Genomic DNA, 23856 nt, shown 5'->3' with positions numbered 1-23856 from the left:
CCTTACCTCTTCACAAACGCCTGAGCCTTGGTCAGGCGCGTTTCATAATCAATTCGCAGCAACAGCACGATCGCCGTCGACATAATCAGCAAGCTCGAGCCGCCGTAACTGATCAGCGGCAGCGTCAGACCTTTGGTCGGCAGCATGCCCGCGGCGGCGCCGACGTTAACCAGCGCCTGGAAGCTGAACCACACGCCGATCGCGCAGGCCAGGAAGCCGGAGAAGCGTTGGTCGATCTCCAGCGCGCGGCGCCCGATGGACATCGCGCGAAAAGCGACGAAGAATACCATTAACAGGGCTAAAACCACACCGATATAGCCCAGTTCTTCACCCAAAATGGAGAAGATGAAGTCGGTATGCGCTTCCGGCAAATACTCCAGTTTCTGCACCGAGTTGCCGAGCCCCTGCCCCCAGAACTCACCGCGGCCGAATGCCATCAGCGACTGGGTCAACTGGTAGCCGCTGCCGAACGGGTCGGCCCACGGGTTCCAGAACGAGGTCACGCGGCGCATACGGTACGGTTCCGCGATAATCAGCAGCACCACGGCGAACACGCCGGAGCCGATGATCGCCAGGAACTGCCACATTTTCGCGCCGGCCAGGAACAGCATCGCCAGCGTGGTGATGAACAGCACCACCACGGTACCGAGGTCCGGCTGCGCCAGCAGCAGCACCGCCAGCACCACCATCACGCCCATCGGCTTACAAAAGCCCCAGAAGTTGCTGCGCACCTCTTCCACCTTGCGCACCAGATAGCTCGCCAGGTAGCAGAACAGCGACAGCTTAGACAGCTCTGCGGGCTGAATACGCAGCGGGCCGAGCGCGATCCAACGCGAGGCCCCGTTTACCGAGCTCCCCACCACCAGGACGATCAGCAGCATCACGATCGACATCAGCAGCATTACGTTGCTGTAGCGCTGCCAAACTTCCATTGGGATGCGCAGCGTCACCAGCGACAGACCGAACGCCAGGCCGAGGTACAACGCATCACGTTTGGCGAACAGGAACGGATCGTCCGCCAGGCGTTGGCCGATCGGCATCGACGCCGAAGTCACCATCACGAAGCCGATGATCGCCAACCCGAAGGTCAGCCACAGCAGGGTGCGATCGTACAGCACCATGTTGACCGCGTCGTTGTCGCGCGCGCCGGTCACCCAGTCTTTCAGCCGTTCTGTCAGCCCGAAGTTCGGCAAGCGTAGTTTCATCCGCCAAGCTCCTGCGCCAGGCGGGCGAACTCATCGCCGCGCACTTCAAAATTACGGAACTGATCGAGACTGGCGCAGGCCGGCGACAACAACACCATATCGCCGGGCTGTACGCGGCCGGCGATGGTGCGCATCGCCTGCTCCATGGTCTCGGTCAGCGTCGCCACTTCCGGCCGCAGCTGCGCCAGCTGGGCGCCGTCGCGGCCAAAGCAATACAGACGCACGTTGTCGCCCTGCAGATAGCGCGCCAGCGGCGAGAAATCGGCGGACTTGCCGTCGCCGCCCAGCAGCAGATGCAGCGTGCCGTCCACCTGCAGGCCGTTCAGCGCCGCTTCGGTGCTGCCGACGTTGGTGGCTTTGGAATCGTTGATCCAACGCACGCCGTTGCTCTCCCAGGCCAGCTGGAAGCGGTGCGCCAGGCCGGTGAAGGTGGTCAGCGCCTTCAGGCTGGACGCGCGCGGGATATTGACCGCATCCGCCAACGCCAGCGCCGCCAGGGCGTTGGTGTAGTTGTGGCGGCCGGTCAGTTTCATCTCGCGCGTATTCAGCACCTTGTCACCGCGCACCCGCAGCCAGGTTTCCCCCTGCTGACGGTTCAGGTGATAGTCGCCAACGTCGGCGCCGAAGCTGACGCAGCGCTCGTCGGCGCCGCGCACCGGCATGGTCAGCGCATCATCCGCGTTCACCACGCACACGGCGGCGTTTTCATACACGCGCAGCTTGGCGCCGCGATACTGCTGCAGGCCGAACGGATAGCGATCCATATGATCTTCGGTCACGTTCAGGATGGTCGCCGCCGCCGCCCGCAGGCTATGGGTCGTTTCCAGCTGGAAGCTGGACAGCTCCAGCACGTACAGCTGGCATTCCTGGCGCAGCAGGCTCAGCGCCGGCAGGCCGATATTGCCGCCCACGCCCACCGCCCAACCGGCGGCTTTCGCCATCTCGCCCACCAGGGTGGTGACGGTGCTTTTGCCGTTGGAGCCGGTGATCGCCACGATCGGCGCCTGCGCCTCGCGGCAGAACAGCTCAACATCGCCGACGATTTCCACGCCGGCGTCAGCCGCGGCGCTCAATGCCGGGGTCGCCAGCGCGACGCCCGGGCTGGCGACGATCAGATCCGCCGCCAGCAGCCAGTCCTGATTCAAATCACCCAGATGGCGCTCCACACTTTCAGGCAGTTTGTCCAACCCTGGCGGCGCGATACGGGTATCCATCACGCGCGGCGTCACGCCGCGCGCCATGAAGAAATCGACACAGGACAGGCCGGTGAGGCCCAACCCGATGATGACGATTTTTCTACCCTGATAGTCTGCCATGATTAACGCACCTTCAGCGTTGCCAGGCCAATCAGCACCAGCATCAGCGAAATGATCCAGAAGCGCACGATCACGCGCGGCTCCGGCCAGCCTTTCAATTCATAGTGGTGGTGAATCGGCGCCATGCGGAAAATGCGTTGTCCGCGCAGCTTGAACGATCCCACCTGCAGGATCACCGACAGCGTCTCTACCACGAACACGCCGCCCATGATCACCAACAAGAACTCTTGGCGCAGCAGCACCGCGATGGTGCCCAGCGCGCCGCCCAGCGCCAGCGAACCGACGTCGCCCATAAACACCTGAGCCGGGTAGGTATTGAACCACAGGAACCCGAGGCCGGCGCCGACGATGGCGGTGCAGACGATCACCAACTCACCGGCATGACGCAGATACGGAATATGCAGGTAGTTGGCGAAGTTCATGTTACCGGTCGCCCAGGCTACCAGCGCGAAACCGGCCGCCACGAATACCGTCGGCATAATCGCCAGGCCGTCCAGACCGTCGGTCAGGTTGACCGCGTTACTGGTGCCGACGATGACGAAATAGGCCAGCAGGATGTACAGCAAGCCCAGCTGCGGCATCACGTCCTTAAAGAACGGCACAACCAGCTCGGTGGCTGGCGTGTCTTTTCCTACGGCGTACATGGCGAATGCGACAATCAGCGCAATCACCGACTGCCAGAAATACTTCCAGCGGGCGATCAGCCCTTTGGTGTCCTTACGCACCACCTTGCGGTAGTCGTCGACAAAACCGACGATGCCGTAACCCACCAGCACAAACAGCACGCACCAGACATACGGGTTGGACGGGTAGGCCCACATCAGCACCGAAATGGTGATGGAGGTCAGGATCATGATACCGCCCATGGTCGGCGTGCCGCGCTTGCTGAAGTGCGACTCGGGGCCGTCGTTACGCACCACCTGGCCGAAGGACATTTCTTGCAGACGCTTGATCACCCGCGGGCCCATCCACAGCGACAGGAACAGCGCGGTCAGCAGGCTGACAATGGCTCGGAACGTCAGATAAGAAAAGACGTTGAAGCCTGAGTAATACTTGACCAAATGCTCGGCCAGCCAAACTAACATGGTGCTTTCTCCTGTAACGCGCGTACTACCTGCTCCATTGCGGCACTACGTGAACCTTTGATTAACACGGTGATGACCGCATGTTCCGACAGTAATTCCGCCACGCGCGCGATCACTGCTGTCTTGTCCTGATAATGTTCGCCATTGCCGGAGGCTTCGCTCAGCACGCGGCTCAACCCGCCGACGCTGATCACTTTGTCGACCCCGGCCAGACGGGCGGCTTCACCCACCTGACGGTGGCACTCTTCCGCTTCTGCGCCCAGCTCGGCCATATCGCCGACCACCATCACGCGATAGCCCGGCATTTCCGCCAGCACCTGCGCCGCCGCGGTCATCGACCCGACGTTGGCGTTATAGCTGTCATCCAGCAGCAGCTTGTCTTCGGCCAGCGCCACCGGGAACAAACGCCCCGGCACCGCCTGCAATTGCTTCAACCCCTGACGCACCGCTTCGAGGGTGGCGCCCACCGACATCGCCAGCGCCGTGGCCGCCAGCGCGTTGGCCACGTTGTGGCGCCCCGGCAGCGGCAGCGCGATCTCGGCGGTGCCGAACGGGCTGTGCAACGTAAACTGCGTGCCTGCGCCGTTCACCCGCACGTCGTCCGCGAAGAAGTCCACGCCTTCGGCGGCCTGCGGCGAGAAGCGCCAGACGGTTTTGCCGCCCAGCATGCTCTGCCAGTGCGGCCAGTCGTTGTTATCGGCGTTGATTATCGCCACGCCGTCGGCCGGCAGGCCGGTAAAGATTTCACCTTTCGCCTGGGCGACGCCGGCCAGCGAGCCGAAGCCTTCCAGGTGCGCTGCCGCCAGGTTGTTCACCAAAGCGGTCTGCGGACGCGTCAATGCGGTGGTGTAAGCAATTTCGCCAATGTGGTTAGCGCCCAGCTCTATCACGGCAAAATCATGCTGCGGCTCCAGACGCAACAGCGTCAGCGGCACGCCGATGTCGTTATTGAAGTTGCCGGCGGTATACAGCACTTCGCCGCATTCCCGCAGAATGGCGGCGGTCATTTCTTTCACCGATGTCTTGCCCGAGGAGCCGGTCAGGGCCACCACGCGCGCAGGCACCTGTTGACGCACCCAGGCGCCAAGCTGCCCCAGCGCCAGACGGGTGTCTTTCACCACCAGCTGCGGCGCGTCCACCAATAAGCGCTTACTGACCAGCAACGCCCCGGCGCCTGCGGCTACGGCATCCGCCGCGAAGTCGTGAGCGTCGAAACGCTCGCCTTTCAGCGCTACAAACAGGCAACCGGCGGTCACCTTGCGGGTGTCTGTCGTCACCTCGACAATTTGGCAATCGGCGCCGATCAGTTCAGCGCTCAATACCTCAGCCAGTGTCTGAAGAGAGACAGGGATCATGCCAGCACCCCCAGCAGCCGTGCGACCGTCGTGCGGTCGGAATAATCCAGGCGGCGGTTGCCCACCAGCTGATAATCTTCGTGGCCTTTGCCCGCCACCAACACCACATCCTGCTCCTGCGCCTGCATGATGGCGCTGGTCACCGCTTCGGCGCGGCCGTGGATCACCAGCGCCTGCCCGGCGTCCAGCAATCCGGTCAGGATGTCGTTGATAATCGCGCGCGGCTCTTCGGTCCGCGGGTTGTCATCGGTGATCACCACGCGATCGGCGAACTGCTCGGCGATGCCGCCCATCAGCGGACGTTTGCCCTTGTCGCGATCGCCGCCGCAGCCGAACACGCACCACAGCTGCCTCTGGCAGTGCAGGCGCGCGGCCTCCAGCGCTTTCTCCAGCGCATCCGGCGTGTGGGCGTAATCCACCACGACCGTCGGTTTGCCCGGCGCGTTAAACACTTCCATGCGGCCGCAGACCGGCTGCAGACGGCTGCCGGTTTCCACCAGCGCCTCCAGCGGGTAGCCCAACGACAGCAGCGTCGCCAAGGCCAACAGCAGGTTGCTGACGTTGAAAGCGCCCATCAGGCGGCTTTCGATCTCGCCGTCGCCCCAGCTGGAGCTGAAACGAACCGTGGCGCCGTTGTCGTGATAGTCGACCGCCGTGGTTTTCAGCCAGCGGCCGTGGCAACCCGGCTGCAGGTTGTCCTGCATCGTCACCGCTACCGCATCCGGCAGCTTGCTCAGCCAGCGCTGGCCGACTTCATCGTCGGCGTTGATGATCGCCTGCCCCACGTTGTGGGCGGCGAACAGCGACCATTTGGCCGCTTCGTAATTGGCCATGTCACCGTGATAATCCAGGTGATCGCGGCTCAGGTTGGTGAAAACCGCCGCAGCGAACGGCAGCGCCGCCACCCGATGTTGCACCAGACCGTGGGATGAGACTTCCATCGCGGCGAAGGTCGCGCCCTGTTCCGCCAACTCGTTTAATACGTGTTGAACATCCACCGCAGAACCGGTGGTATTCTCCGTCGGACACACCTGGCCCAGCAGGCCGTTGCCGACGGTGCCCATTACCGCGCTGGTTTCGCCCAGCAGTTGGCTCCACTGCGCCAGCAGTTGCGTGGTGGTGGTTTTGCCGTTGGTGCCGGTCACGCCGACCAGGCGCAGACGCTCGCCCGGCTGGTGGTAAAAACGCCCGGCCAGCGCGGAAAGGCGCTGGTTCAGTTGGCTCAGGTAGATCACCGGCACGCCGTGCATCTCAACGATGGCGCCATCTTCGGCCTGACCGTCAGCCTCGGCGATCACAGCGGCGACGCCCTGCGCGATGGCCTGCGGAATATAGCGGCGTCCATCCGTTTGATGGCCGACCACGGCGACAAACAGATCCCCGGCAGCCGCCACGCGGCTGTCTAATGTCATTTCCCGCAGCGCGCGCCCGGGTGCCGTCGGCACCCACGGGGCGAGTAAGTCGCGCAAATTACGATCTGCCACCTGAACCCTCTTTCTTGTTAATCACTAATTCGCTTTTGTCACCGGTGGGCAACGCGTCAGGCTCGACGTTCATGGTGCGCAATACGCCGCCCATGATGGCGCCGAACACCGGCGCGGAGATTGCGCCACCATAGTATTTCCCACCCTGCGGGTCGTTGATGACGACCACCAGGGCAAAACGGGGGTTACTTGCCGGCGCGACGCCGGCGGTATAAGCGATGTATCGGTTGACGTATTTGCCGTCCGGGCCCACTTTTTTCGCGGTACCGGTTTTGATGGCGATACGGTATCCCTTGATGGCGGCTTTCACGCCGCCGCCGCCCGGCAAGGCCACGCTTTCCATCATGTGCACCACGGTGCGCACCAGAGGTTCAGGGAAAACGCGTTCGCCGGCGACCGGAGGGTCAACCTTGGTGATCGACAATGGGCGATACACGCCCAGGCTGCCGATCGTTGCATAGACTCGCGCCAACTGTAACGGAGTTACCATCAGCCCGTAGCCGAAAGAGAAGGTGGCCCTCTCTATGTCAGACCACCGTTGTTTTTTTGGGTATATGCCACTGCTTTCTCCGACCAGCCCCAAATTGGTCGCTTTTCCCAGCCCAAAACGAGAGTAAGTATCTACTAACGCTGAGGACGGCATCGCTAACGCCAGCTTTGAAACACCGACGTTACTCGACTTCTGCAAGATCCCGGTCAATGACAGCTCCGAGTACCGCGCCACGTCTTTGATCTCGTGGCCCTGAATGCGGTACGGGATGGTGTTCAGCACGCTGTTTTCTCTCACCACGCCGTTTTGCAGCGCGGTCATCACCACCATCGGCTTCACGGTTGAACCGGGTTCAAAAATATCGGTGATGGCGCGGTTACGCATGGTTTCTTTCGGCGTACCGGCCATGTTGTTCGGGTTGTAAGACGGGCTGTTGGCCATCGCCAGCACTTCGCCGGTGTTCACGTCGATCAGCACCGCAGTGCCCGATTCGGCCTTGTTGAACGCCACCGCGTTGTTCAGCTCGCGATACACCAGCGCCTGCAGGCGCTCATCGACGCTCAGCACCAGGTTGTGCGCCGCCTGACTGTCGACGGAGGAAATATCTTCGATCACCCGACCGAAGCGGTCCTTACGCACCGTTCTCTCGCCCGGTTGCCCGGTCAGCCAGCGGTCGAAGCTCTTCTCGACGCCTTCGATACCTTGCCCGTCGATGTTGGTCACGCCGATGATGTGCGACGTCACCTGCCCCGCCGGGTAGTAACGGCGCGACTCCTGCCGCAGGTAGATCCCCGGCAGCTTGAGTTTGTGAATGTAATCGCCGATCGCCGGGTTAACCTGGCGCGCCAGATAAACGAAGCGCCCTTTCGGGTTGGCGTTGATGCGGTTGGAAAGCTGGTCCAGCGGGATGTTGAGCGCATCGGAAAGCGCTTTCCAGCGGCTGTCCAGCGTGATGCCGCCGCGCTCGTTCAGCTCTTTCGGATCGGCCCACACCGCATTCACCGGCACACTGACCGCCAATGGACGGCCGGCGCGATCGCTGATCATACCGCGCGCGGTCGGCACTTCCTGCACGCGCAGCGAACGCATGTCGCCTTCTTTCACCAGACGATCGGGGTTGATGACCTGCAGGTACGCGACGCGCAACATCAGGCCAACCATCGCCAGCAAAATGCAGCCGCACAGCAACGCAAAACGCCAGCTGACAAAGCTGGCCTGATCTTCCTGGCGTCTCAACTTACCGGGGCGCGCTGCTTTCATGCGTTTCCTTTCTACTCCGTGTCATTATTCCGGTTAAACCATTCATTGTTTAACGATGATATTTTCCTGCGATGGATCAACGTGTTGCATCTGCAGTTTTTCTGTCGCGATACGTTCAACCCGGCTGTGATCGCCGAGGGCGTTCTCTTCTAAAATCAGGTTGCGCCACTCGATATCCAGCGCATCGCGCTCCAGAACCAACTGTTCGCGCTCGGCGGTCAGCAGGCGGGTGCGGTGCGCGGTAGTCACCACGAAAATCGCGGAAACCAGTGACGCAATCAGTAAAATCAGGGGGATCTTGGCATTGCGCAGCAGATCGCCGCCAATCACCCCGACCAAACCGTGACGTTCGTTGCCGATCACGCGGGCATCCTCTCAGCAATACGCAGCACCGAGCTGCGCGCACGCGGGTTGTCCGCCACTTCCGCTTCCGACGGCATCATTTTGCCCAGCGCTTTCAGCGTCCGGCCGCCCATGCCGCGCAGCTGCTCTTCGGTCAACGGAATGCCCGCCGGCACCTGAGCGCCGCGGCTGTGGTGACGCATAAAGCGTTTGACGATGCGGTCTTCCAGCGAGTGGAAGCTGATGATCGACAAACGGCCCTGCGGGGCCAGCACTTCCAGCGCGCCGTCGAGCGCACGCTCGATCTCTTCCAGCTCGCTGTTGATATAGATGCGGATCGCCTGGAAGCTGCGCGTCGCCGGATGCTTGTGCTTTTCACGGAACGGGCTGGCATCGGCGATCAGATCCGCCAGCTCTTTGGTGCGCGTCATCGGCTCCACGCGGTTTCTTTCCACGATGGCGCGCGCGATGCGCTTGGCAAAACGCTCTTCGCCAAAGGTTTTCAGCACCCAGGCGATATCGTCCGCTTCGGCCTTCATCAGCCATTCGGCGGCGGACAGGCCGGTGGACGGATCCATGCGCATGTCCAGCGGACCGTCGCGCATAAAGGAGAATCCGCGCTCCGCGTCGTCAAGCTGCGGCGAGGAAACGCCCAGATCGAGCAGAACGCCGTCGATCTTGCCCACCAGCTCGCGCTCCCGCACATAGTGCGACAACTCGGAAAATGGGCCGTGTACGATGGTAAAACGAGGATCTTCAATAGATTTGGCGGCTGCAATCGCCTGAGGATCACGGTCAATCGCCAGCAAGCGCCCTTCCGGCCCCAGTTGGGACAGAATCAGACGAGAATGGCCACCGCGACCAAAAGTACCGTCGATATATATGCCGTTGCTGCGGATGTTGAGGCCGTTGACGGCTTCGTCCAGCAGGACGGTGGTGTGTTTATAGTTTTCCAACATGCTTATAGCGACAAGTCCTGTAGCCGCTCAGACAACGGTTCCTGAGTCGACTGTTCAGCGTCAATATCATCCTTGACTTGTTGATACCAGGTCTGTTCATCCCACAGTTCAAACTTGTTGAACTGACCGACCAGCATCACTTCTTTCGTGAGCCCGGCGTGTTGCCGCAGCGTACTGGCTAACAGCAAACGACCGGCACTATCCATCTGACACTCACTGGCATGCCCCAGCAGCAGGCGCTGAACGCGGCGCTCGGCGGGATTCATGCTCGACAGACGTGATAATTTTTGTTCAATAATTTCCCATTCGGGCAAAGGATAAAGCAGCAGGCAGGGCTGATGGAGGTCAATGGTACAGACCATTTGGCCTTGCGATTCCTCGTTGAGCAATTCCCGATATCGGGTAGGTACGGCGAGCCGCCCTTTGCTGTCGAGGTTGACCATCGTCGCTCCACGGAACATTCCTGAGCTACCCCTTAGTGACCGTTTTCACCACTTTACCCCACAAATTCCCACACAATGGAGTTTACGGAGGGTATGAAAACCTTGTCAAGCCAGAGCGCCAGCGCTTTGGCAATATTTCTCTGGTCATTTTGGGAGCTGACTCGCGAAAGAAACTCTGATTATTCGACGATTAAAAATTAACACCATGATAAACGGAGAGAATTTTCTAAGCGGAAAGAATCTGATTAAAAACCTGACGAACTGGCGATTAATTAACTCATTACTTCCTTCTGCAAGCCATGTCTCATTTTTCAGCTCGGCAATCTCAGGGCTGTAACCGCTGGCGAGCCGCGCCCGCCAAGGCTCGGCGCCAGGCGAACCGATCGCGGAATAAGGCCATAACCCCTTGAGTTAATAACGCTCAATCGTTATTCACCGTAAAGCCGGGCGCTATTTTACTTCAATTTGCACCGCCGTGATGAAGGCGCGATAAAAATAAATGGCTCGGATATTACGAGCAGAAGTAATTTCGATTCAAATCAATTTGGTAAGATTATTCCCAAAATACCTGTTTACAATTATGGTTTCATTTTCTTACACCTTTATTTCCACAATTTTTGCCGGAAAAAATCCCCTCCAAAAACGAAAAATCGCAACCTTATGTTTTTAATCGATTTATTTAAAAACACCGATTTTAATCTCTCCGCCCCATCCTATGTCCCAGTTCTGCGGGACAAAAAGCGAACAAATGTTAAAAATAAAAATATAAACCTAGTTAAAAAAGACAATTCAGATTAGTACACTATAAAAAAGGCAAAAAACCAGCCTTAACATCCAATAATTAATAAATTAACAGAATTTTAACCAAAGGGGATGACGCATGCTTTCGCCCGCGACTCACTGGCGTAGCGCCGCTGCCGATACGTTCGCACTGGTGGTGTACTGCTTTATCGCCGGCATGGCGATAGAAGTGTTGATCTCAGGCATGAGCTTCCAGCAATCCCTCTCTTCGCGCCTGCTGTCGATCCCGGTCAACATCCTGATCGCCTGGCCTTACGGCCGCTATCGCGATCTGTTTATCCGCACGGCGCGCCGCTGCCCGCGCGGCCAGTTCCTGCTGCGCAACCTCGCCGATCTGCTGGCCTACGTCAGCTTCCAGTCGCCGGTTTATGCCGCCATTCTATGGAGCGTAGGCGCCGACGGCCAACAAATGCTGGCGGCGGTAACCAGCAATGCGCTGGTCTCCATGGCGATGGGCGTGGTGTATGGCTATTTCCTGGAATACTGCCGGCGGCTGTTCCGGGTGGCGGACTACGTCTAAACCAGGAGCCCGCCAACGCGGGGGCTCCTGCCAGGCAAACTACTTGCGGCTCAGGCTGCCGCGGCGGAACAGATTGCGGCGAATACGCGTCAATCCCGGCTTGGGTTTACGCGGTTCGTCCAGGCTGGCCAACACCAGCTCCAGCACGCGTTCGGCCACGTCACGATGGCGCTGCGCCACCGCGAGCACCGGGCACTCCAGGAAATCCAACAGTTCATGGTCGCCGAAGGTGGCAATCGCCAGATCGGTCGGCAAACGGCCGCGTTGCTTCAGCGTCACGTCCATCACGCCCTGCAACAGCGAGAACGAGGTGGTGAACAGCGCCTGCGGCATCGGGTGCGTCTTCAGCCATTCGGCAAACAGCGCGCCGGCGGCTTCACGCTCATAGCTGTTGGCATACAGGTAATCGACGTGGCGGGGATCCTCTTGCCAGGCCTGACGGAAGCCCTGCTCACGCAGGAAGCTGACCGAAAGCTCCGGCAAGGCGCCCAGATACAGCACCGATTCAGCCGGGAAGGTGCGCAGCTCCTGCGCCAGCGCAAAGGCATCTTCCTCGTCGGCCCCGACGACGCTGATGAAATGTTCGCGATCCAACGCGCGGTCCAGCGCGATGATCGGCAGCGGATCGTTGGCCCAGCGTTGATAGAAGGGGTGCTCCGGCGGCAAGGCGGTGGAAACGATGATGGCGTCCACCTGACGCTGCAGCAAATGCTCGATACAGCGCATTTCGTTGTCCGGCTGATCTTCGGAACAGGCGATCAGCAATTGATAACCACGCTGGCGCGCCTGACGCTCCAGGTAGTTGGCGATACGGGTATAGCTGGTATTTTCCAGATCCGGGATCACCAGACCGATAGAACGGGTGCGCCCGGCGCGCAGCCCTGCCGCGACGGCATTCGGGTGATAGTTATGCTCCCTGACTACGGCCATCACTTTCTCGACGGTTTTATCGCTGACACGATACTGCTTCGCCTTTCCGTTGATGACATAACTGGCCGTCGTGCGCGAAACGCCCGCGAGACGCGCGATTTCATCCAGTTTCACATTAACCCCTTAATGACGCTGAAAATAGAAGTGAAGGCTGTGCTCGGATTAACCATGACATCCCGTGCGGTTATTCAATCCAGCCTCTGCGATCTAACAGCAGAAAACACTACCTAGCAACCGCTTTTGCCGAAAGGTGCCAGCAATCGGGCAAAAAAATGCCGAAAAACAAAGGGCGCAGCCATGCCGCGCCCCGATTATTCGCCACCAAACCGCGCTCAGCGCATGATTTTGTCGCCGCGCGACACGCCGACCACGCCGGAACGCGCCACTTCCACGATCTCCGCGACGTCTCGCACCGCACTCAGGAAGGCGTCCAGTTTATCGCTGGTGCCGGCCAACTGCACCGTATACAACGTCGCCGTCACATCGACGATCTGGCCGCGGAAAATGTCGGCGCAGCGCTTCACCTCTTCACGGCCGTAGCCGCTGGCCTGCAGTTTCACCAGCATGATCTCGCGCTCGACGTGAGCGCCCTGCACCAGCTCGCTGACGCGCAGCACGTCCACCAGCTTGTGCAACTGCTTCTCAATCTGCTCCAGCACTTTCTCGTCGCCGACGGTCTGGATAGTCATACGCGACAGCGTCGGATCGTCGGTCGGCGCCACCGTCAGGCTCTCAATGTTATAACCACGCTGGGAGAACAACCCCACCACGCGCGAGAGGGCGCCGGATTCGTTTTCCAGCAAGACAGATAAAATACGGCGCATGATCAGGTCCTCTCCGTTTTGCTAAGCCACATTTCGTCCATGCTTCCGCCGCGGATCTGCATCGGGTAAACATGTTCGGTTTCATCGACGGTCACGTCGACGAACACCAGCCGCTCTTTTTCCGCCAGCGCCTGCGCCAGCTTGCTTTCCAGCTCATCCGGCGTGCGGATGGCGATGCCGACATGGCCGTAAGCCTCGGCCAGCTTGACAAAGTCCGGCAGCGAATCCATGTAAGACTGCGAGTGGCGGCCGGAATAAATCATGTCCTGCCACTGCTTGACCATGCCCAGATAGCGGTTGTTGAGGTTCACCACCACCACCGGCAGGTTATATTGCAGCGCGGTGGACAGCTCCTGAATGTTCATCTGGATGCTGCCGTCGCCGGTGACGCACACCACGGTTTCCTCCGGCAGCGCCAGCTTGACGCCCAATGCCGCCGGCAGGCCGAAGCCCATGGTGCCGAGGCCGCCGGAGTTGATCCAACGGCGCGGTTTGTCGAACGGGTAATAGAGCGCGGCAAACATCTGGTGCTGCCCCACGTCGGAGGTCACATAGGCATCGCCTTTGGTCAGGCGATGCAGGGTTTCGATCACCGCCTGCGGCTTGATGGTGCCGCTGTTTTTGTCGTACCCCAAACAGTCGCGGGCGCGCCACTGTTCAATAGACTGCCACCAATCGCGCAACGCATCGTGATCCTGCGCCTTGTCATCCTGCGCCAACAGCTCCAGCATCTGCACCAACACCTGTTTGGCATCGCCGACGATCGGAATATCGGCATCCACCGTTTTGGAGATCGAGGTCGGATCGATATCGATATGCAGCACGGTGGCATCCGGGCAGTATTTGGCCAGATTGTTGGTCGTGCGATCGTCGAAACGCACGCCGACCGCGAAGATCACGTCGGCATGGTGCATGGTTTTGTTGGCTTCATAAGTGCCGTGCATACCGAGCATGCCGACACTCTGGCGATGGGTGCCGGGGAAAGCGCCCAGTCCCATCAGGCTGCTGGTCACCGGCAGGTTCAGCTGCTCCGCCAACGCCAGCAGTTCGGCTTCGCAACCGGCGTTGATCGCGCCGCCGCCGACATACATCACCGGCTTCTTGGCCGCCAGGATGGTTTGCAACGCGCGTTTGATTTGCCCGCGATGGCCCTGCACCGTCGGGTTATAAGAACGCATGCTCACGTCCTGCGGGTAGGCATAAGGCATCCGCACCGCCGGGCCGACGATGTCTTTCGGCAGATCGATCACCACCGGGCCGGGGCGGCCGCTGGAGGCCAGGTAAAAGGCCTTCTTCAACACCGCCGGGATGTCTTCGGTGCGTTTTACCAGGAAGCTGTGTTTCACCACCGGCCGAGAAATCCCCACCATATCGCACTCCTGAAAGGCGTCGTAGCCGATCAGCGAGCTGGGCACCTGCCCCGACAGGACGACCATCGGGATCGAGTCCATATAAGCGGTAGCGATACCGGTAATGGCGTTGGTGGCGCCGGGGCCGGACGTCACCAGCACCACGCCCACTTCGCCGGTGGCGCGCGCGTAACCGTCGGCCATGTGCACCGCACCTTGCTCGTGGCGCACCAGAATATGATCGATCCCTCCGACCGTATGCAGGGCGTCGTAGATATCGAGCACCGCCCCGCCGGGGTAGCCGAATACATGTTTAACGCCCTGATCGATCAACGATCGGACGACCATCTCGGCTCCTGACAACATCTCCATGGGTTTGCCTCCAGGCTTGCTTATTCTTCTCTGGCGCCGGAACGTAGCGCCTGCTGCGGGGCAATGCCCCTAAATTTTTATGGGTTGTCGCTATCGAATTAACATAACGTCAGAATATGGGGCAGGCAAACGGCAAAATGGCTTAACGGCGGCGGGGTTATTGCCAAGCGGCTGGAGATCGCAGCTTTATAAAAACAATGCGCTAGCCTCAGGGGTGTTGGGCTAGGCATTGTTTCGAACAGGAGGAAAATTACAGAACTAAATCAGGTGAAGGATATGCCGCTTTTTTCGCCGGGCACATGGCCCGGCGGCGGCGTCAGGCCTGTTCCCGGTACATAGAGTCGATTTCGCGCTGATAGCGCTGCAGGATCACTTTGCGGCGCAGCTTCAGGGTTGGCGTCAGCTCCCCCAACTCCATGGAAAAAGCCGCCGGCAGCAGAGTGAACTTCTTCACCTGTTCGAAGCGCGCCAGCTCCTTTTGCATCTCGCGCAGGCGCTTTTCGAACATCGCGAGGATCTCGCCGTTGCGCAGCAGCTCCAGGCGATCCTGATACTTCAGGTTGACTGACTTCGCGTACTCTTCCAGCGACTCAAAGCACGGCACGATCAGCGCGGAAACGAACTTGCGCGCATCGGCGATGATCGCCACCTGCTCGATAAAGCGGTCCTGCGCCAACGTGCCTTCCAGCATCTGCGGCGCGATGTATTTGCCGCCGGAGGTTTTCATCAAATCCTTAAGGCGCTCGGTGATGAACAGATTGCCCTCTTCATCGATCGCCCCAGCGTCGCCGGTTTTCAGCCAGCCGTCTGCGGTAAAGGTCGCGGCGGTTTCCAACGGTTTGTTGAAATAGCCGCGCATCACGATCGGCCCGCGCACCTGAATTTCATTTTCTTCACCGATGCGCACCTCGACCTGCGGCAGCGGTTTACCGATAGAGCCGAAGCGGAAATGCCCTTCTTCCCAGCAGGACACGGTCGCACAGGTTTCAGTCATGCCGTAACCGTACTTGATGTTGACGCCCATCGCCTGGAAAAACAGGATCACATTGTCATCCAGCTTGGCGCCCGCCGCCGGCAGGAAGCGCACCCGACCGCCGAGGATACCGCGCAGCTTGCTCAATACCAGCTTGTCGGCCCAGCGGTGAGAGAGTTCGAACAGTTTGCCCAACGGTTTGCCGGCCCGCTCTTGCAGGAACTTGCGCTCCCCGCAGACGATCGCCCAGTGGAACAACGCGCGGCGCAGCCAAGGGGCACGCGCCACTTTTTCATGCACCGCGCTGAAAATCTTCTCGTAGAAACGCGGCACCGCGCACATTAACGTCGGCCGCACCTGCCCCATCGCTTCCCGAACCCAGTCGGTGTTCGGCAGGAAAACGTTCTGCGCGCCGGAATGCATGACAAAGAAGCTCCAGGCACGCTCAAACACGTGCGACAGCGGCAGGAAACTGAGCGACACATCCTCTTCGCCGACCGTCAGTCTCTCATCATGCAGGTAGAGCTGCGCCGCCAGGTTGCGATAATCCAGCATCACCCCTTTCGGCTCGCCGGTGGTGCCCGAGGTATAGATCAGGGTGAAGAGATCCTGCAGGTCGCACTCTTCAATGCGCTGCCGACGTTGAGCGATAAAAGCCGCCGGATCGACGGCATGCTCGAAGGCGCTCAGGTGTTGGGCTATCTCGCAATCGCGCAGATCGGCATCCTCGTCGAACACGATAATATGACGCAGTTGCGGACAGACGCCGCGCAGCGCGATGGCGGCGTCCAACTGCGCCTGTTCGCCGACGAACAGGATGCGAATGTCAGCGTCATTGATGACGAAGGCCGCCTGCGCCGGCGTATTGGTGGAATAGAGCGGTACGCTGACGCCACGCAGGTGCAGGATCGCGAGATCGGTCAACGACCAGGCCATCGTGTTATTGGCGAAGATACCGATACGTTCTTGCACTTCGGCGCCCAGCGCCAGCAGCCCGGCGGCAATGCGATCGATGCGGGCAGCCGCCGCTCCCCAGGTCAGTTGAAACTCGCCGTTGGGCGACCATTGGCGAAATGCTGTGCGATCGGCTCGGTGGGTAATTTGATGCTGTATACGATGGATCAAATGGTATTGCAGCAGATTAGTGATCATAGTGCTCTAAGCCTGAAATGAATCATACCGTTAAGCCTGAACGACGCCTTGCGGCCCTCATCTCAGCTTACACGTGTTTACTTTTTTCCGCGCAGTCTACCTACTCTCAGGCAGGGGGAAAAGCGATTTCAGCGTAGAAGTGTGAGCCAAAACTCAAGCCGGCTTTCGCGCTTTCATGGGTTGGACAGAATGGGAAGGAAAAGGTTTGATGGCGGCCATAAAACGCGGCCCGTTCGGGCCGCCACATCGAGTTAGTTTAAAATTCCAACTGGAAAGTAAAAATCAGAATATTAATTTATATTAATTGTTTTCGCTAAATGAACAAATTTACCCTAAGAATAAGTTATTCTATCGCCGCAAAACCAAGAAACATCTTAATAAAAACACAGATAGTTCTTAGTTTTTATCATGAGAAAAAAACGCTCAGTTGAATATTATCTTTATATGGCTCCCATCTTTATCGCTTTACTTTGGGTTACCCGCCTCAATCAGGACAGATTTCATCCACTGGTGGCCTTTATCCCGCTCTGAAGATTCATGCCAGGACAGGTAGCAGGTGGCTTTATTATCGTTGCCACATAAAGGAACCGCCTTTATTTTCAACGCCTCCGTCTGCTGTCGCACCAACCAGGCGGGCGCAATCGCCACCATTTCCGTTTGCGACACCATATTCAACACGCTGTAAAGATCCGTGCACTGCTGCGTCACGGCACGCAGCATCGGCTCGTCTAAATAAAAAGGTTTACTGAACGATCCAAAACTTTCCAGGGAAACCGCAGCATGCTGCTCGGCCAGCATGTGCTCCGGCGTCACCTCCTCGCCTATTCTCGGGTGCGCCTGCGCAACCGCCAGCACTAATTCGTCGTCGAACATCGCCAGGCTGCGAAACTCCGCCGACTCGAAACGGCTGTAGCCGATGACAAACTCGACGTCCTGATAACGCAATTGATGTTCAATATTATTGTTAATGTATGACTTTATTTGCAGGTTAAGCTGCGGCGCTATCTGTTTGACGTGATTGATTATCCCGGCGCCCAGACGCAAATCGAGCGGGCTGCACAGCGACAGTGAGAACGCTCGCGTGCTGGTCAGCGGCTCAAACTCAGATCCCGGCAACTCATTCTGCACCAGCTGCAGCGCTTGCCGCACCGGCCCGAACAGCTGCCTGGCCCGCATGGTGGGCTGGATCCCGCGGCCGCAGCGCACGAACAGTTCGTCGTTGAACATCACCTTCAGGCGCGCTACCGCATTGCTCACCGCCGGCTGCGACATCCCTAACGAATTAGCGGCTCGCGTAATATTTTGCATTTGCATCACGGCGTCAAACACCGTCAGTAAATTAAGATCGACGCTGCGCAAATGAATGTCCGCCGGCTCTTTGACCATGGCGATTTCTGAATCATATTCAGCCATATTTCACTCCACTAAATCCTGTGTAGATAATCTAATCCTTATGCTCGACAAACAATGAAACGCCGCATTGTCTTATCTTTGCACGACAAATTCTGCCATTACCGTCATCAACCGATAAAAAAACCTCGTGTTATCGACACGATATAAGTCGTATATGGAATACATGTCAGCAGCTTCCCCCGTCAGCGAGAAGAATGCCACCTGGGTAGTACTAATAATTAGGTATCAACAATGATTAATACAATTGAACAACGTCGCCGCACTGTATGAGACAAACTATAAAAACACATCATAAGCAATCAAACCATCTAAAAACACCGCTCACTTTGTGTAAAAACGCATTATTTTGTTATATTATGACTAAAACAATCAATTATTCATATGAGTTCAATTTAAACCATTTGTATTGAAAATGTTATTTCATTGCTCCCCGTGATTAATCCCTCTTGTTTTTTTCATCACAAATCTTAACGCAACGAAATCCAGAAGCAATTAGCGCAGTATATATTCGATTCGTTTATGCTAAGCAGCACGCAAACTGGTCCCATTTTTTTCTCTAAGGCGTCGTTTTTTTGCCGAATGATCCTCTGTTTAGCTAATGGGCTGATGCATTGTCCCCGCATTCAATCAGGTGTTGACATCGCCAGGCCAATCACGTATCAAATTAGGCAGACACCCAATTTAAGAGAAGCTGAACCCTTATGATCCGTACTCACCGTCTACTAGGCCTACTACTTAACGCATCTTGTTTGCGCGGTATGCCTATGGACGAAGTTCGGAGCTGACTCAGCCGATCACCCATAAGAAACCCGCGCTACTGCGCGGGTTTTTTTTTGCCCGCTTAGCGTGAAATCAACACGATAAGGAATGCACCGATGAGCCAACAAGTCATTATTTTCGATACCACGCTGCGTGATGGCGAGCAGGCGCTGCAGGCCAGCCTGAGCGTAAAAGAGAAGATTCAGATTGCGCTGGCGCTGGAAAGAATGGGCGTTGACGTGATGGAAGTCGGCTTCCCGGTCTCTTCGCCGGGCGATTTCGAGTCGGTGCAAACCATCGCGCGCCAGATCAAGAACAGCCGCGTCTGCGGCCTGGCCCGCTGCGTGGACAAAGACATTGACGTGGCCGCCGAAGCGCTGCGCGTCGCCGAAGCGTTCCGCATCCACGTATTCCTGGCCACCTCGACCCTGCACATCGAATCGAAGCTGAAGCGCTCGTTCGACGAAGTGCTGGAGATGGCGGTGCGCTCGGTAAAACGCGCCCGCAACTACACCGACGACGTGGAGTTCTCCTGTGAAGACGCCGGCCGCACGCCGATCGACAATCTGTGTCGCGTGGTTGAAGCCGCCATCAACGCCGGCGCCACCACCATCAATATCCCGGACACCGTCGGCTACACCACGCCGAACCAGTTCGGCGGCATCATCACTACCCTGTATGACCGCGTGCCGAACATCGACAAAGCCATCATCTCCGTGCACTGCCACGACGATTTGGGCATGGCGGTCGGCAACTCCATCGCCGCGGTGCAGGCCGGCGCCCGCCAGGTGGAAGGCACCCTGAACGGCATTGGTGAACGCGCCGGCAACTGTTCGCTGGAAGAAGTAATCATGGCGATTAAAGTGCGCCAGGACATCATGAACGTGCACACCAACATCAATCACCAGGAAATCTTCCGCACCAGCCAGATCGTCAGCCAGCTGTGCAACATGCCGATCCCGGCCAACAAGGCGATCGTCGGCTCCAACGCCTTCGCCCATTCCTCCGGCATTCACCAGGACGGCGTGCTGAAGAACCGCGAAAACTACGAAATCATGACCCCGCAGTCGATCGGTCTGAAAGACGTGCAGTTGAACCTGACCTCCCGCTCCGGCCGCGCGGCGGTGAAACACCGCATGGAAGAGATGGGCTACCAGGAACAGGATTACAACCTGGATAGCCTGTACGCCGCCTTCCTGAAGCTGGCCGACAAAAAGGGCCAGGTATTCGACTACGATCTGGAGGCGCTGGCCTTCATCAACAAACAGCAGGAAGAGCCGGAGCACTTCAGCCTGGGTTACTTCAGCGTGCAGTCCGGCAGCAGCATCATGGCCACCGCCTCGGTGAAACTGATCTGCGGCGGCGAAGAGAAAGCTGAAGCCGCCACCGGCAACGGCCCGGTCGATGCGGTCTATCAGGCGATAAATCGCATCACCGACTACCCGATCGAGCTGGTGAAGTACCAGTTGACCGCCAAGGGCCATGGCCGCGACGCGCTGGGCCAGGTGGATATCGTGGTCTCTTACAACGGCCGCCGCTTCCACGGCGTGGGTCTGGCGACCGACATCGTCGAATCCTCCGCCAAGGCGATGGTGCACGTGTTGAACAATATTTGGCGCTCACAGCAGGTAGAAAAAGAAAAGCAGCGCCTGCAGCAAAACAAACATCAAAATAATCAGGAAACGGTGTGAACATGACGAAGACTTATCACATTGCCGTCTTGCCCGGAGACGGCATCGGCCCGGAAGTAATGGCTCAGGCGCGCAAAGTGTTGGACGCGGTGCGTCAACGCTTTGACATTCGCATCACCACCGCCGAGTACGACGTCGGCGGCATCGCCATCGATCGCCACGGCAGCCCGCTGCCGGCGGCGACCGTCGCCGGCTGCGAGCAGGCCGACGCCATCCTGTTCGGCTCGGTGGGCGGCCCGAAATGGGAACACCTGCCGCCGGCCGAGCAGCCGGAACGCGGCGCGCTGTTGCCGCTGCGCAAGCACTTCAAACTGTTCAGCAACCTGCGCCCGGCGCGCCTGTATCAAGGGTTGGAGGCATTCTGCCCGCTGCGCGCCGACATCGCCGCCCGCGGCTTCGACATTCTGTGCGTGCGCGAATTGACCGGCGGCATCTATTTCGGCCAGCCGAAGGGCCGCGAAGGCCAGGGCATGCAGGAACGCGCCTTCGATACCGAGGTGTATCACCGTTTCGAGATTGAACGCATCGCGCGCATCGCCTTCGAATCCGCCCGCAAGCGCCGCCGCAAGGTGACGTCGATCGACAAGGCCAACGTGCTGCAAAGCTCCATCCTGTGGCGTGAAGTGGTCAATCAGGTCGCCAAGGATTACCCGGACGTGTCGCTGTCGCACATGTATATCGACAACGCCACCATGCAGTTGATCAAGGATCCGTCCCAGTTCGACGTGCTGCTGTGCTCCAATCTGTTCGGCGACATTCTGTCCGACGAGTGCGCGATGATCACCGGCTCGATGGGCATGCTGCCGTCCGCCAGCCTGAATGAGCAAGGCTTCGGCCTGTACGAACCGGCGGGCGGTTCCGCGCCGGATATTGCAGGCAAAGGCATCGCCAACCCGATTGCGCAGATCCTGTCCGCCACCCTGCTGCTGCGTTACAGCCTGGGCGCCGATGAAGCGGCCGACGCCGTGGAGCGCGCCATCAACCAGGCGCTGGAACAGGGCTACCGCACCGCCGATCTGGCCGGTGACGGCAAGGCCGTCAGCACCGATGAAATGGGCGACATCATCGCCCGCTTTGTAGCTCAGGGGGCATAACATGGCCAAGACCTTATACCAGAAGCTGTACGACGCCCACGTGGTGCACGAAGCGCCGAACGAAACGCCGTTGCTGTATATCGACCGTCACCTGGTGCACGAAGTCACCTCGCCGCAGGCGTTCGACGGCCTGCGCGCCATGGGCCGCAAGGTGCGCCAGCCCGGCAAAACCTTCGCCACCATGGATCACAACGTGTCGACCCAAACCAAAGACATCAACGCCAGCGGCGAAATGGCGCGCATCCAGATGCAGGAGTTGATCAAGAACTGCGCGGAATTCGGCGTTTCGCTGTATGACCTGAATCACCCGTTCCAGGGCATCGTGCACGTGATCGGGCCTGAGCAAGGCATGACGCTGCCGGGCATGACCATCGTCTGCGGCGACTCGCACACCGCCACCCACGGCGCTTTCGGCTCGTTGGCGTTCGGCATCGGCACTTCCGAAGTGGAACACGTGCTGGCGACCCAGACCCTGAAACAGGGCCGCGCCAAGACCATGAAGATTGAAGTCACCGGCGACGCCGCCGAGGGCATCACCGCCAAAGACATCGTGCTGGCGGTGATCGGCAAAACCGGCAGCGCCGGCGGCACCGGCCACGTGGTGGAGTTCTGCGGCAAGGCGATCGAAGCGTTGAGCATGGAAGGCCGCATGACCCTGTGCAACATGGCGATCGAAATGGGCGCCAAGGCCGGGCTGGTCGCGCCGGATGACACCACCTTCGCCTACCTGAAGGGGCGTCAGTTTGCGCCAACCGGCGAAAACTGGGAGCAGGCGGTCGCCTATTGGCGCACGCTGAAGTCCGACGCCGACGCCCAGTTCGATACCGTGGTGACGCTGCGCGCCGAAGAGATCGCGCCGCAGGTCACCTGGGGCACCAATCCCGGCCAAGTGATCGCCGTCAATCAGGCGATCCCGGCGCCGGAATCGTTCAGCGATCCGGTCGAGCGCGCCTCCGCTGAGAAAGCGCTAGCCTACATGGATTTGAAGCCGGGCATCAAATTGACCGACGTGCCGATCGACAAAGTGTTCATCGGCTCCTGCACCAACTCACGCATCGAAGATCTGCGCGCGGCGGCGGCTATCGCCAAGGGGCGCAAGGTCGCCAGCGGCGTGCAGGCCATCGTGGTGCCGGGATCCGGCCCGGTGAAGGCCCAGGCGGAAGCCGAAGGGTTGGACAAAATCTTTATCGAAGCCGGTTTCGAATGGCGTTTGCCGGGTTGCTCAATGTGTCTGGCGATGAACAACGACCGTCTGAATCCGGGCGAGCGCTGCGCGTCCACCAGCAACCGTAACTTCGAAGGGCGTCAGGGCCGCGGCGGGCGCACCCACCTGGTCAGCCCGGCGATGGCCGCCGCGGCCGCCGTCGCCGGTCACTTCGCCGACATCCGTGATATTCACTAAGGGGCTAACGTGGCTAAATTTACTCAACATACCGGCTTAGTGGTGCCTTTGGATGCGGCCAACGTCGACACCGACGCCATTATTCCCAAGCAGTTTTTACAGAAGGTCACCCGCACCGGTTTCGGCCAGCACCTGTTCAACGACTGGCGCTTCCTCGACGACGCCGGCCAGCAACCGAACCCGGCGTTCGTGCTGAACAAACCGCGCTATAAAGGCGCCAGCATCCTGTTGGCGCGCGAAAACTTCGGCTGCGGCTCTTCGCGCGAACACGCCCCCTGGGCGCTGACCGACTACGGGTTCAAAGTGGTGATCGCGCCGAGCTTCGCCGACATCTTCTACGGCAACTCGTTCAACAACCAGCTGTTGCCGGTGACGCTGAGCGAGCAGCAGGTGGACGAGCTGTTCAAACTGGTGGACGCCAACGAGGGGACGGAGTTCGTGGTGGATCTGGAGAACCAGACGGTCAACGCCGGCGGCAAAAGCTATCCGTTCGAAATCGACAGCTTCCGCCGCCACTGCATGATCAACGGGCTGGACAGCATCGGCCTGACGCTGCAGCACGAAGCGGACATCTCCCGCTACGAAGCGCAGCAGCCGGCGTTTCTGAATTAATCCCCTTCAATTCACCCGCCGCCCG

At 59.1% G+C, this 23856-nt stretch carries 19 protein-coding genes; 5 read left to right on the top strand and 14 right to left on the bottom strand.

Annotated features, from left to right (window positions below; genetic code table 11):
- Positions 1–2: 2 nt before the first annotated feature.
- From ftsW to mraZ, 9 genes are read right to left on the bottom strand one after another with little or no spacing between them, the layout of a single operon-like run.
- Positions 3–1205, bottom strand: coding sequence for a cell division protein FtsW (gene ftsW / locus J0F90_RS03630; protein ID WP_015376649.1), 1203 nt, complete (start codon positions 1203–1205; stop codon positions 3–5).
- On the bottom strand, positions 1202–2521 hold the full coding sequence (murD, locus tag J0F90_RS03625) for a UDP-N-acetylmuramoyl-L-alanine--D-glutamate ligase (protein ID WP_033641256.1): 1320 nt from the start codon (positions 2519–2521) through the stop codon (positions 1202–1204). Before murD ends, ftsW begins: the two co-directional genes overlap by 4 nt.
- Before the next feature lie 2 nt (positions 2522–2523).
- A complete protein-coding gene (gene mraY / locus J0F90_RS03620; RefSeq protein WP_004932782.1) occupies positions 2524–3606 on the bottom strand; it encodes a phospho-N-acetylmuramoyl-pentapeptide-transferase in 1083 nt (360 codons plus the stop codon).
- On the bottom strand, positions 3600–4961 hold the full coding sequence (gene murF, locus J0F90_RS03615; protein WP_028127855.1) for a UDP-N-acetylmuramoyl-tripeptide--D-alanyl-D-alanine ligase: 1362 nt from the start codon (positions 4959–4961) through the stop codon (positions 3600–3602). Before murF ends, mraY begins: the two co-directional genes overlap by 7 nt.
- Positions 4958–6445, bottom strand: coding sequence for a UDP-N-acetylmuramoyl-L-alanyl-D-glutamate--2,6-diaminopimelate ligase (gene murE, locus J0F90_RS03610; protein ID WP_033641255.1), 1488 nt, complete (start codon positions 6443–6445; stop codon positions 4958–4960). The genes murF and murE overlap by 4 nt, the downstream gene beginning before the upstream one ends.
- Positions 6432–8195: a peptidoglycan glycosyltransferase FtsI gene (locus tag J0F90_RS03605; protein WP_004932790.1), complete on the bottom strand. Its 1764-nt coding sequence runs from the start codon at positions 8193–8195 to the stop codon at positions 6432–6434. The genes murE and J0F90_RS03605 overlap by 14 nt, the downstream gene beginning before the upstream one ends.
- Positions 8196–8237: 42 nt before the next feature.
- Complete coding sequence (gene ftsL, locus J0F90_RS03600) at positions 8238–8558, bottom strand: cell division protein FtsL (RefSeq protein WP_015376645.1); 321 nt, start codon at positions 8556–8558, stop codon at positions 8238–8240.
- Positions 8555–9496, bottom strand: coding sequence for a 16S rRNA (cytosine(1402)-N(4))-methyltransferase RsmH (gene rsmH / locus J0F90_RS03595; RefSeq protein ID WP_004932794.1), 942 nt, complete (start codon positions 9494–9496; stop codon positions 8555–8557). The genes ftsL and rsmH overlap by 4 nt, the downstream gene beginning before the upstream one ends.
- A 2-nt stretch (positions 9497–9498) precedes the next feature.
- Entirely contained in the window at positions 9499–9957 is a 459-nt protein-coding gene (gene mraZ, locus J0F90_RS03590; protein WP_004932796.1) for a division/cell wall cluster transcriptional repressor MraZ, read from the bottom strand.
- Positions 9958–10819: 862 nt separating this feature from the next.
- Here mraZ and J0F90_RS03585 point away from each other — a divergent pair.
- The gene (locus J0F90_RS03585) at positions 10820–11260 is read left to right on the top strand and encodes an L-alanine exporter AlaE (RefSeq protein WP_004932798.1); all 441 of its coding nucleotides are present in this window, start codon (positions 10820–10822) and stop codon (positions 11258–11260) included.
- A 39-nt stretch (positions 11261–11299) separates the two neighbouring features.
- On the opposite strand, the gene cra is transcribed toward J0F90_RS03585, so the two are convergent.
- The 5 genes from cra to leuO form a co-directional block, all read right to left on the bottom strand.
- The gene (cra, locus tag J0F90_RS03580) at positions 11300–12304 is read right to left on the bottom strand and encodes a catabolite repressor/activator (protein WP_025301563.1); all 1005 of its coding nucleotides are present in this window, start codon (positions 12302–12304) and stop codon (positions 11300–11302) included.
- 218 nt (positions 12305–12522) lie between these two features.
- Positions 12523–13014: an acetolactate synthase small subunit gene (gene ilvN / locus J0F90_RS03575; RefSeq protein WP_025159637.1), complete on the bottom strand. Its 492-nt coding sequence runs from the start codon at positions 13012–13014 to the stop codon at positions 12523–12525.
- A 2-nt stretch (positions 13015–13016) separates the two neighbouring features.
- Positions 13017–14735 carry an acetolactate synthase 3 large subunit gene (gene ilvI / locus J0F90_RS03570; protein ID WP_033641254.1) on the bottom strand — a complete coding sequence of 573 codons (1719 nt, stop codon included), beginning with the start codon at positions 14733–14735 and terminating at the stop codon, positions 13017–13019.
- 316 nt (positions 14736–15051) lie between these two features.
- Positions 15052–16860, bottom strand: coding sequence for an AMP-dependent synthetase/ligase (locus tag J0F90_RS03565; protein ID WP_033641253.1), 1809 nt, complete (start codon positions 16858–16860; stop codon positions 15052–15054).
- Between the two features lie 465 nt (positions 16861–17325).
- Positions 17326–18273: a transcriptional regulator LeuO gene (gene leuO, locus J0F90_RS03560; protein ID WP_033641252.1), complete on the bottom strand. Its 948-nt coding sequence runs from the start codon at positions 18271–18273 to the stop codon at positions 17326–17328.
- 875 nt (positions 18274–19148) lie between these two features.
- Between leuO and leuA the strand changes: the two genes are divergently transcribed.
- From leuA to leuD, 4 genes are read left to right on the top strand one after another with little or no spacing between them, the layout of a single operon-like run.
- Positions 19149–20723: a 2-isopropylmalate synthase gene (leuA, locus tag J0F90_RS03550; RefSeq protein ID WP_016929098.1), complete on the top strand. Its 1575-nt coding sequence runs from the start codon at positions 19149–19151 to the stop codon at positions 20721–20723.
- Positions 20724–20725: 2 nt separating this feature from the next.
- A complete protein-coding gene (gene leuB / locus J0F90_RS03545) occupies positions 20726–21817 on the top strand; it encodes a 3-isopropylmalate dehydrogenase (protein WP_033641251.1) in 1092 nt (363 codons plus the stop codon).
- A 1-nt stretch (position 21818) separates the two neighbouring features.
- A complete protein-coding gene (gene leuC / locus J0F90_RS03540) occupies positions 21819–23219 on the top strand; it encodes a 3-isopropylmalate dehydratase large subunit (protein WP_033637093.1) in 1401 nt (466 codons plus the stop codon).
- 9 nt (positions 23220–23228) lie between these two features.
- Complete coding sequence (gene leuD, locus J0F90_RS03535; protein ID WP_004932829.1) at positions 23229–23831, top strand: 3-isopropylmalate dehydratase small subunit; 603 nt, start codon at positions 23229–23231, stop codon at positions 23829–23831.
- Positions 23832–23856: the final 25 nt, after the last annotated feature.

Source organism: Serratia marcescens subsp. marcescens ATCC 13880 (assembly GCF_017299535.1).
GTDB lineage: Bacteria > Pseudomonadota > Gammaproteobacteria > Enterobacterales > Enterobacteriaceae > Serratia > Serratia marcescens.
This window is presented reverse-complemented; position numbering and strand designations above follow the sequence as displayed.

Excerpts from the sequence above, each read along its gene's own strand:
- leuB (WP_033641251.1), top strand. The coding sequence starts at position 20,726 with ATGACGAAGACTTATCACATTGCCGTCTTGCCCGGAGACGGCATCGGC.
- mraY (WP_004932782.1), bottom strand. The coding sequence starts at position 3,606 with ATGTTAGTTTGGCTGGCCGAGCATTTGGTCAAGTATTACTCAGGCTTC.
- J0F90_RS03605 (WP_004932790.1), bottom strand. The coding sequence starts at position 8,195 with ATGAAAGCAGCGCGCCCCGGTAAGTTGAGACGCCAGGAAGATCAGGCC.
- mraZ (WP_004932796.1), bottom strand. The coding sequence starts at position 9,957 with ATGTTCCGTGGAGCGACGATGGTCAACCTCGACAGCAAAGGGCGGCTC.
- ilvI (WP_033641254.1), bottom strand. The coding sequence starts at position 14,735 with ATGGAGATGTTGTCAGGAGCCGAGATGGTCGTCCGATCGTTGATCGAT.
- J0F90_RS03585 (WP_004932798.1), top strand. The coding sequence starts at position 10,820 with ATGCTTTCGCCCGCGACTCACTGGCGTAGCGCCGCTGCCGATACGTTC.
- murD (WP_033641256.1), bottom strand. The coding sequence starts at position 2,521 with ATGGCAGACTATCAGGGTAGAAAAATCGTCATCATCGGGTTGGGCCTC.
- murF (WP_028127855.1), bottom strand. The coding sequence starts at position 4,961 with ATGATCCCTGTCTCTCTTCAGACACTGGCTGAGGTATTGAGCGCTGAA.
- leuO (WP_033641252.1), bottom strand. The coding sequence starts at position 18,273 with ATGGCTGAATATGATTCAGAAATCGCCATGGTCAAAGAGCCGGCGGAC.
- J0F90_RS03565 (WP_033641253.1), bottom strand. The coding sequence starts at position 16,860 with ATGATCACTAATCTGCTGCAATACCATTTGATCCATCGTATACAGCAT.
- ilvN (WP_025159637.1), bottom strand. The coding sequence starts at position 13,014 with ATGCGCCGTATTTTATCTGTCTTGCTGGAAAACGAATCCGGCGCCCTC.
- ftsW (WP_015376649.1), bottom strand. The coding sequence starts at position 1,205 with ATGAAACTACGCTTGCCGAACTTCGGGCTGACAGAACGGCTGAAAGAC.
- leuA (WP_016929098.1), top strand. The coding sequence starts at position 19,149 with ATGAGCCAACAAGTCATTATTTTCGATACCACGCTGCGTGATGGCGAG.
- leuC (WP_033637093.1), top strand. The coding sequence starts at position 21,819 with ATGGCCAAGACCTTATACCAGAAGCTGTACGACGCCCACGTGGTGCAC.
- rsmH (WP_004932794.1), bottom strand. The coding sequence starts at position 9,496 with ATGTTGGAAAACTATAAACACACCACCGTCCTGCTGGACGAAGCCGTC.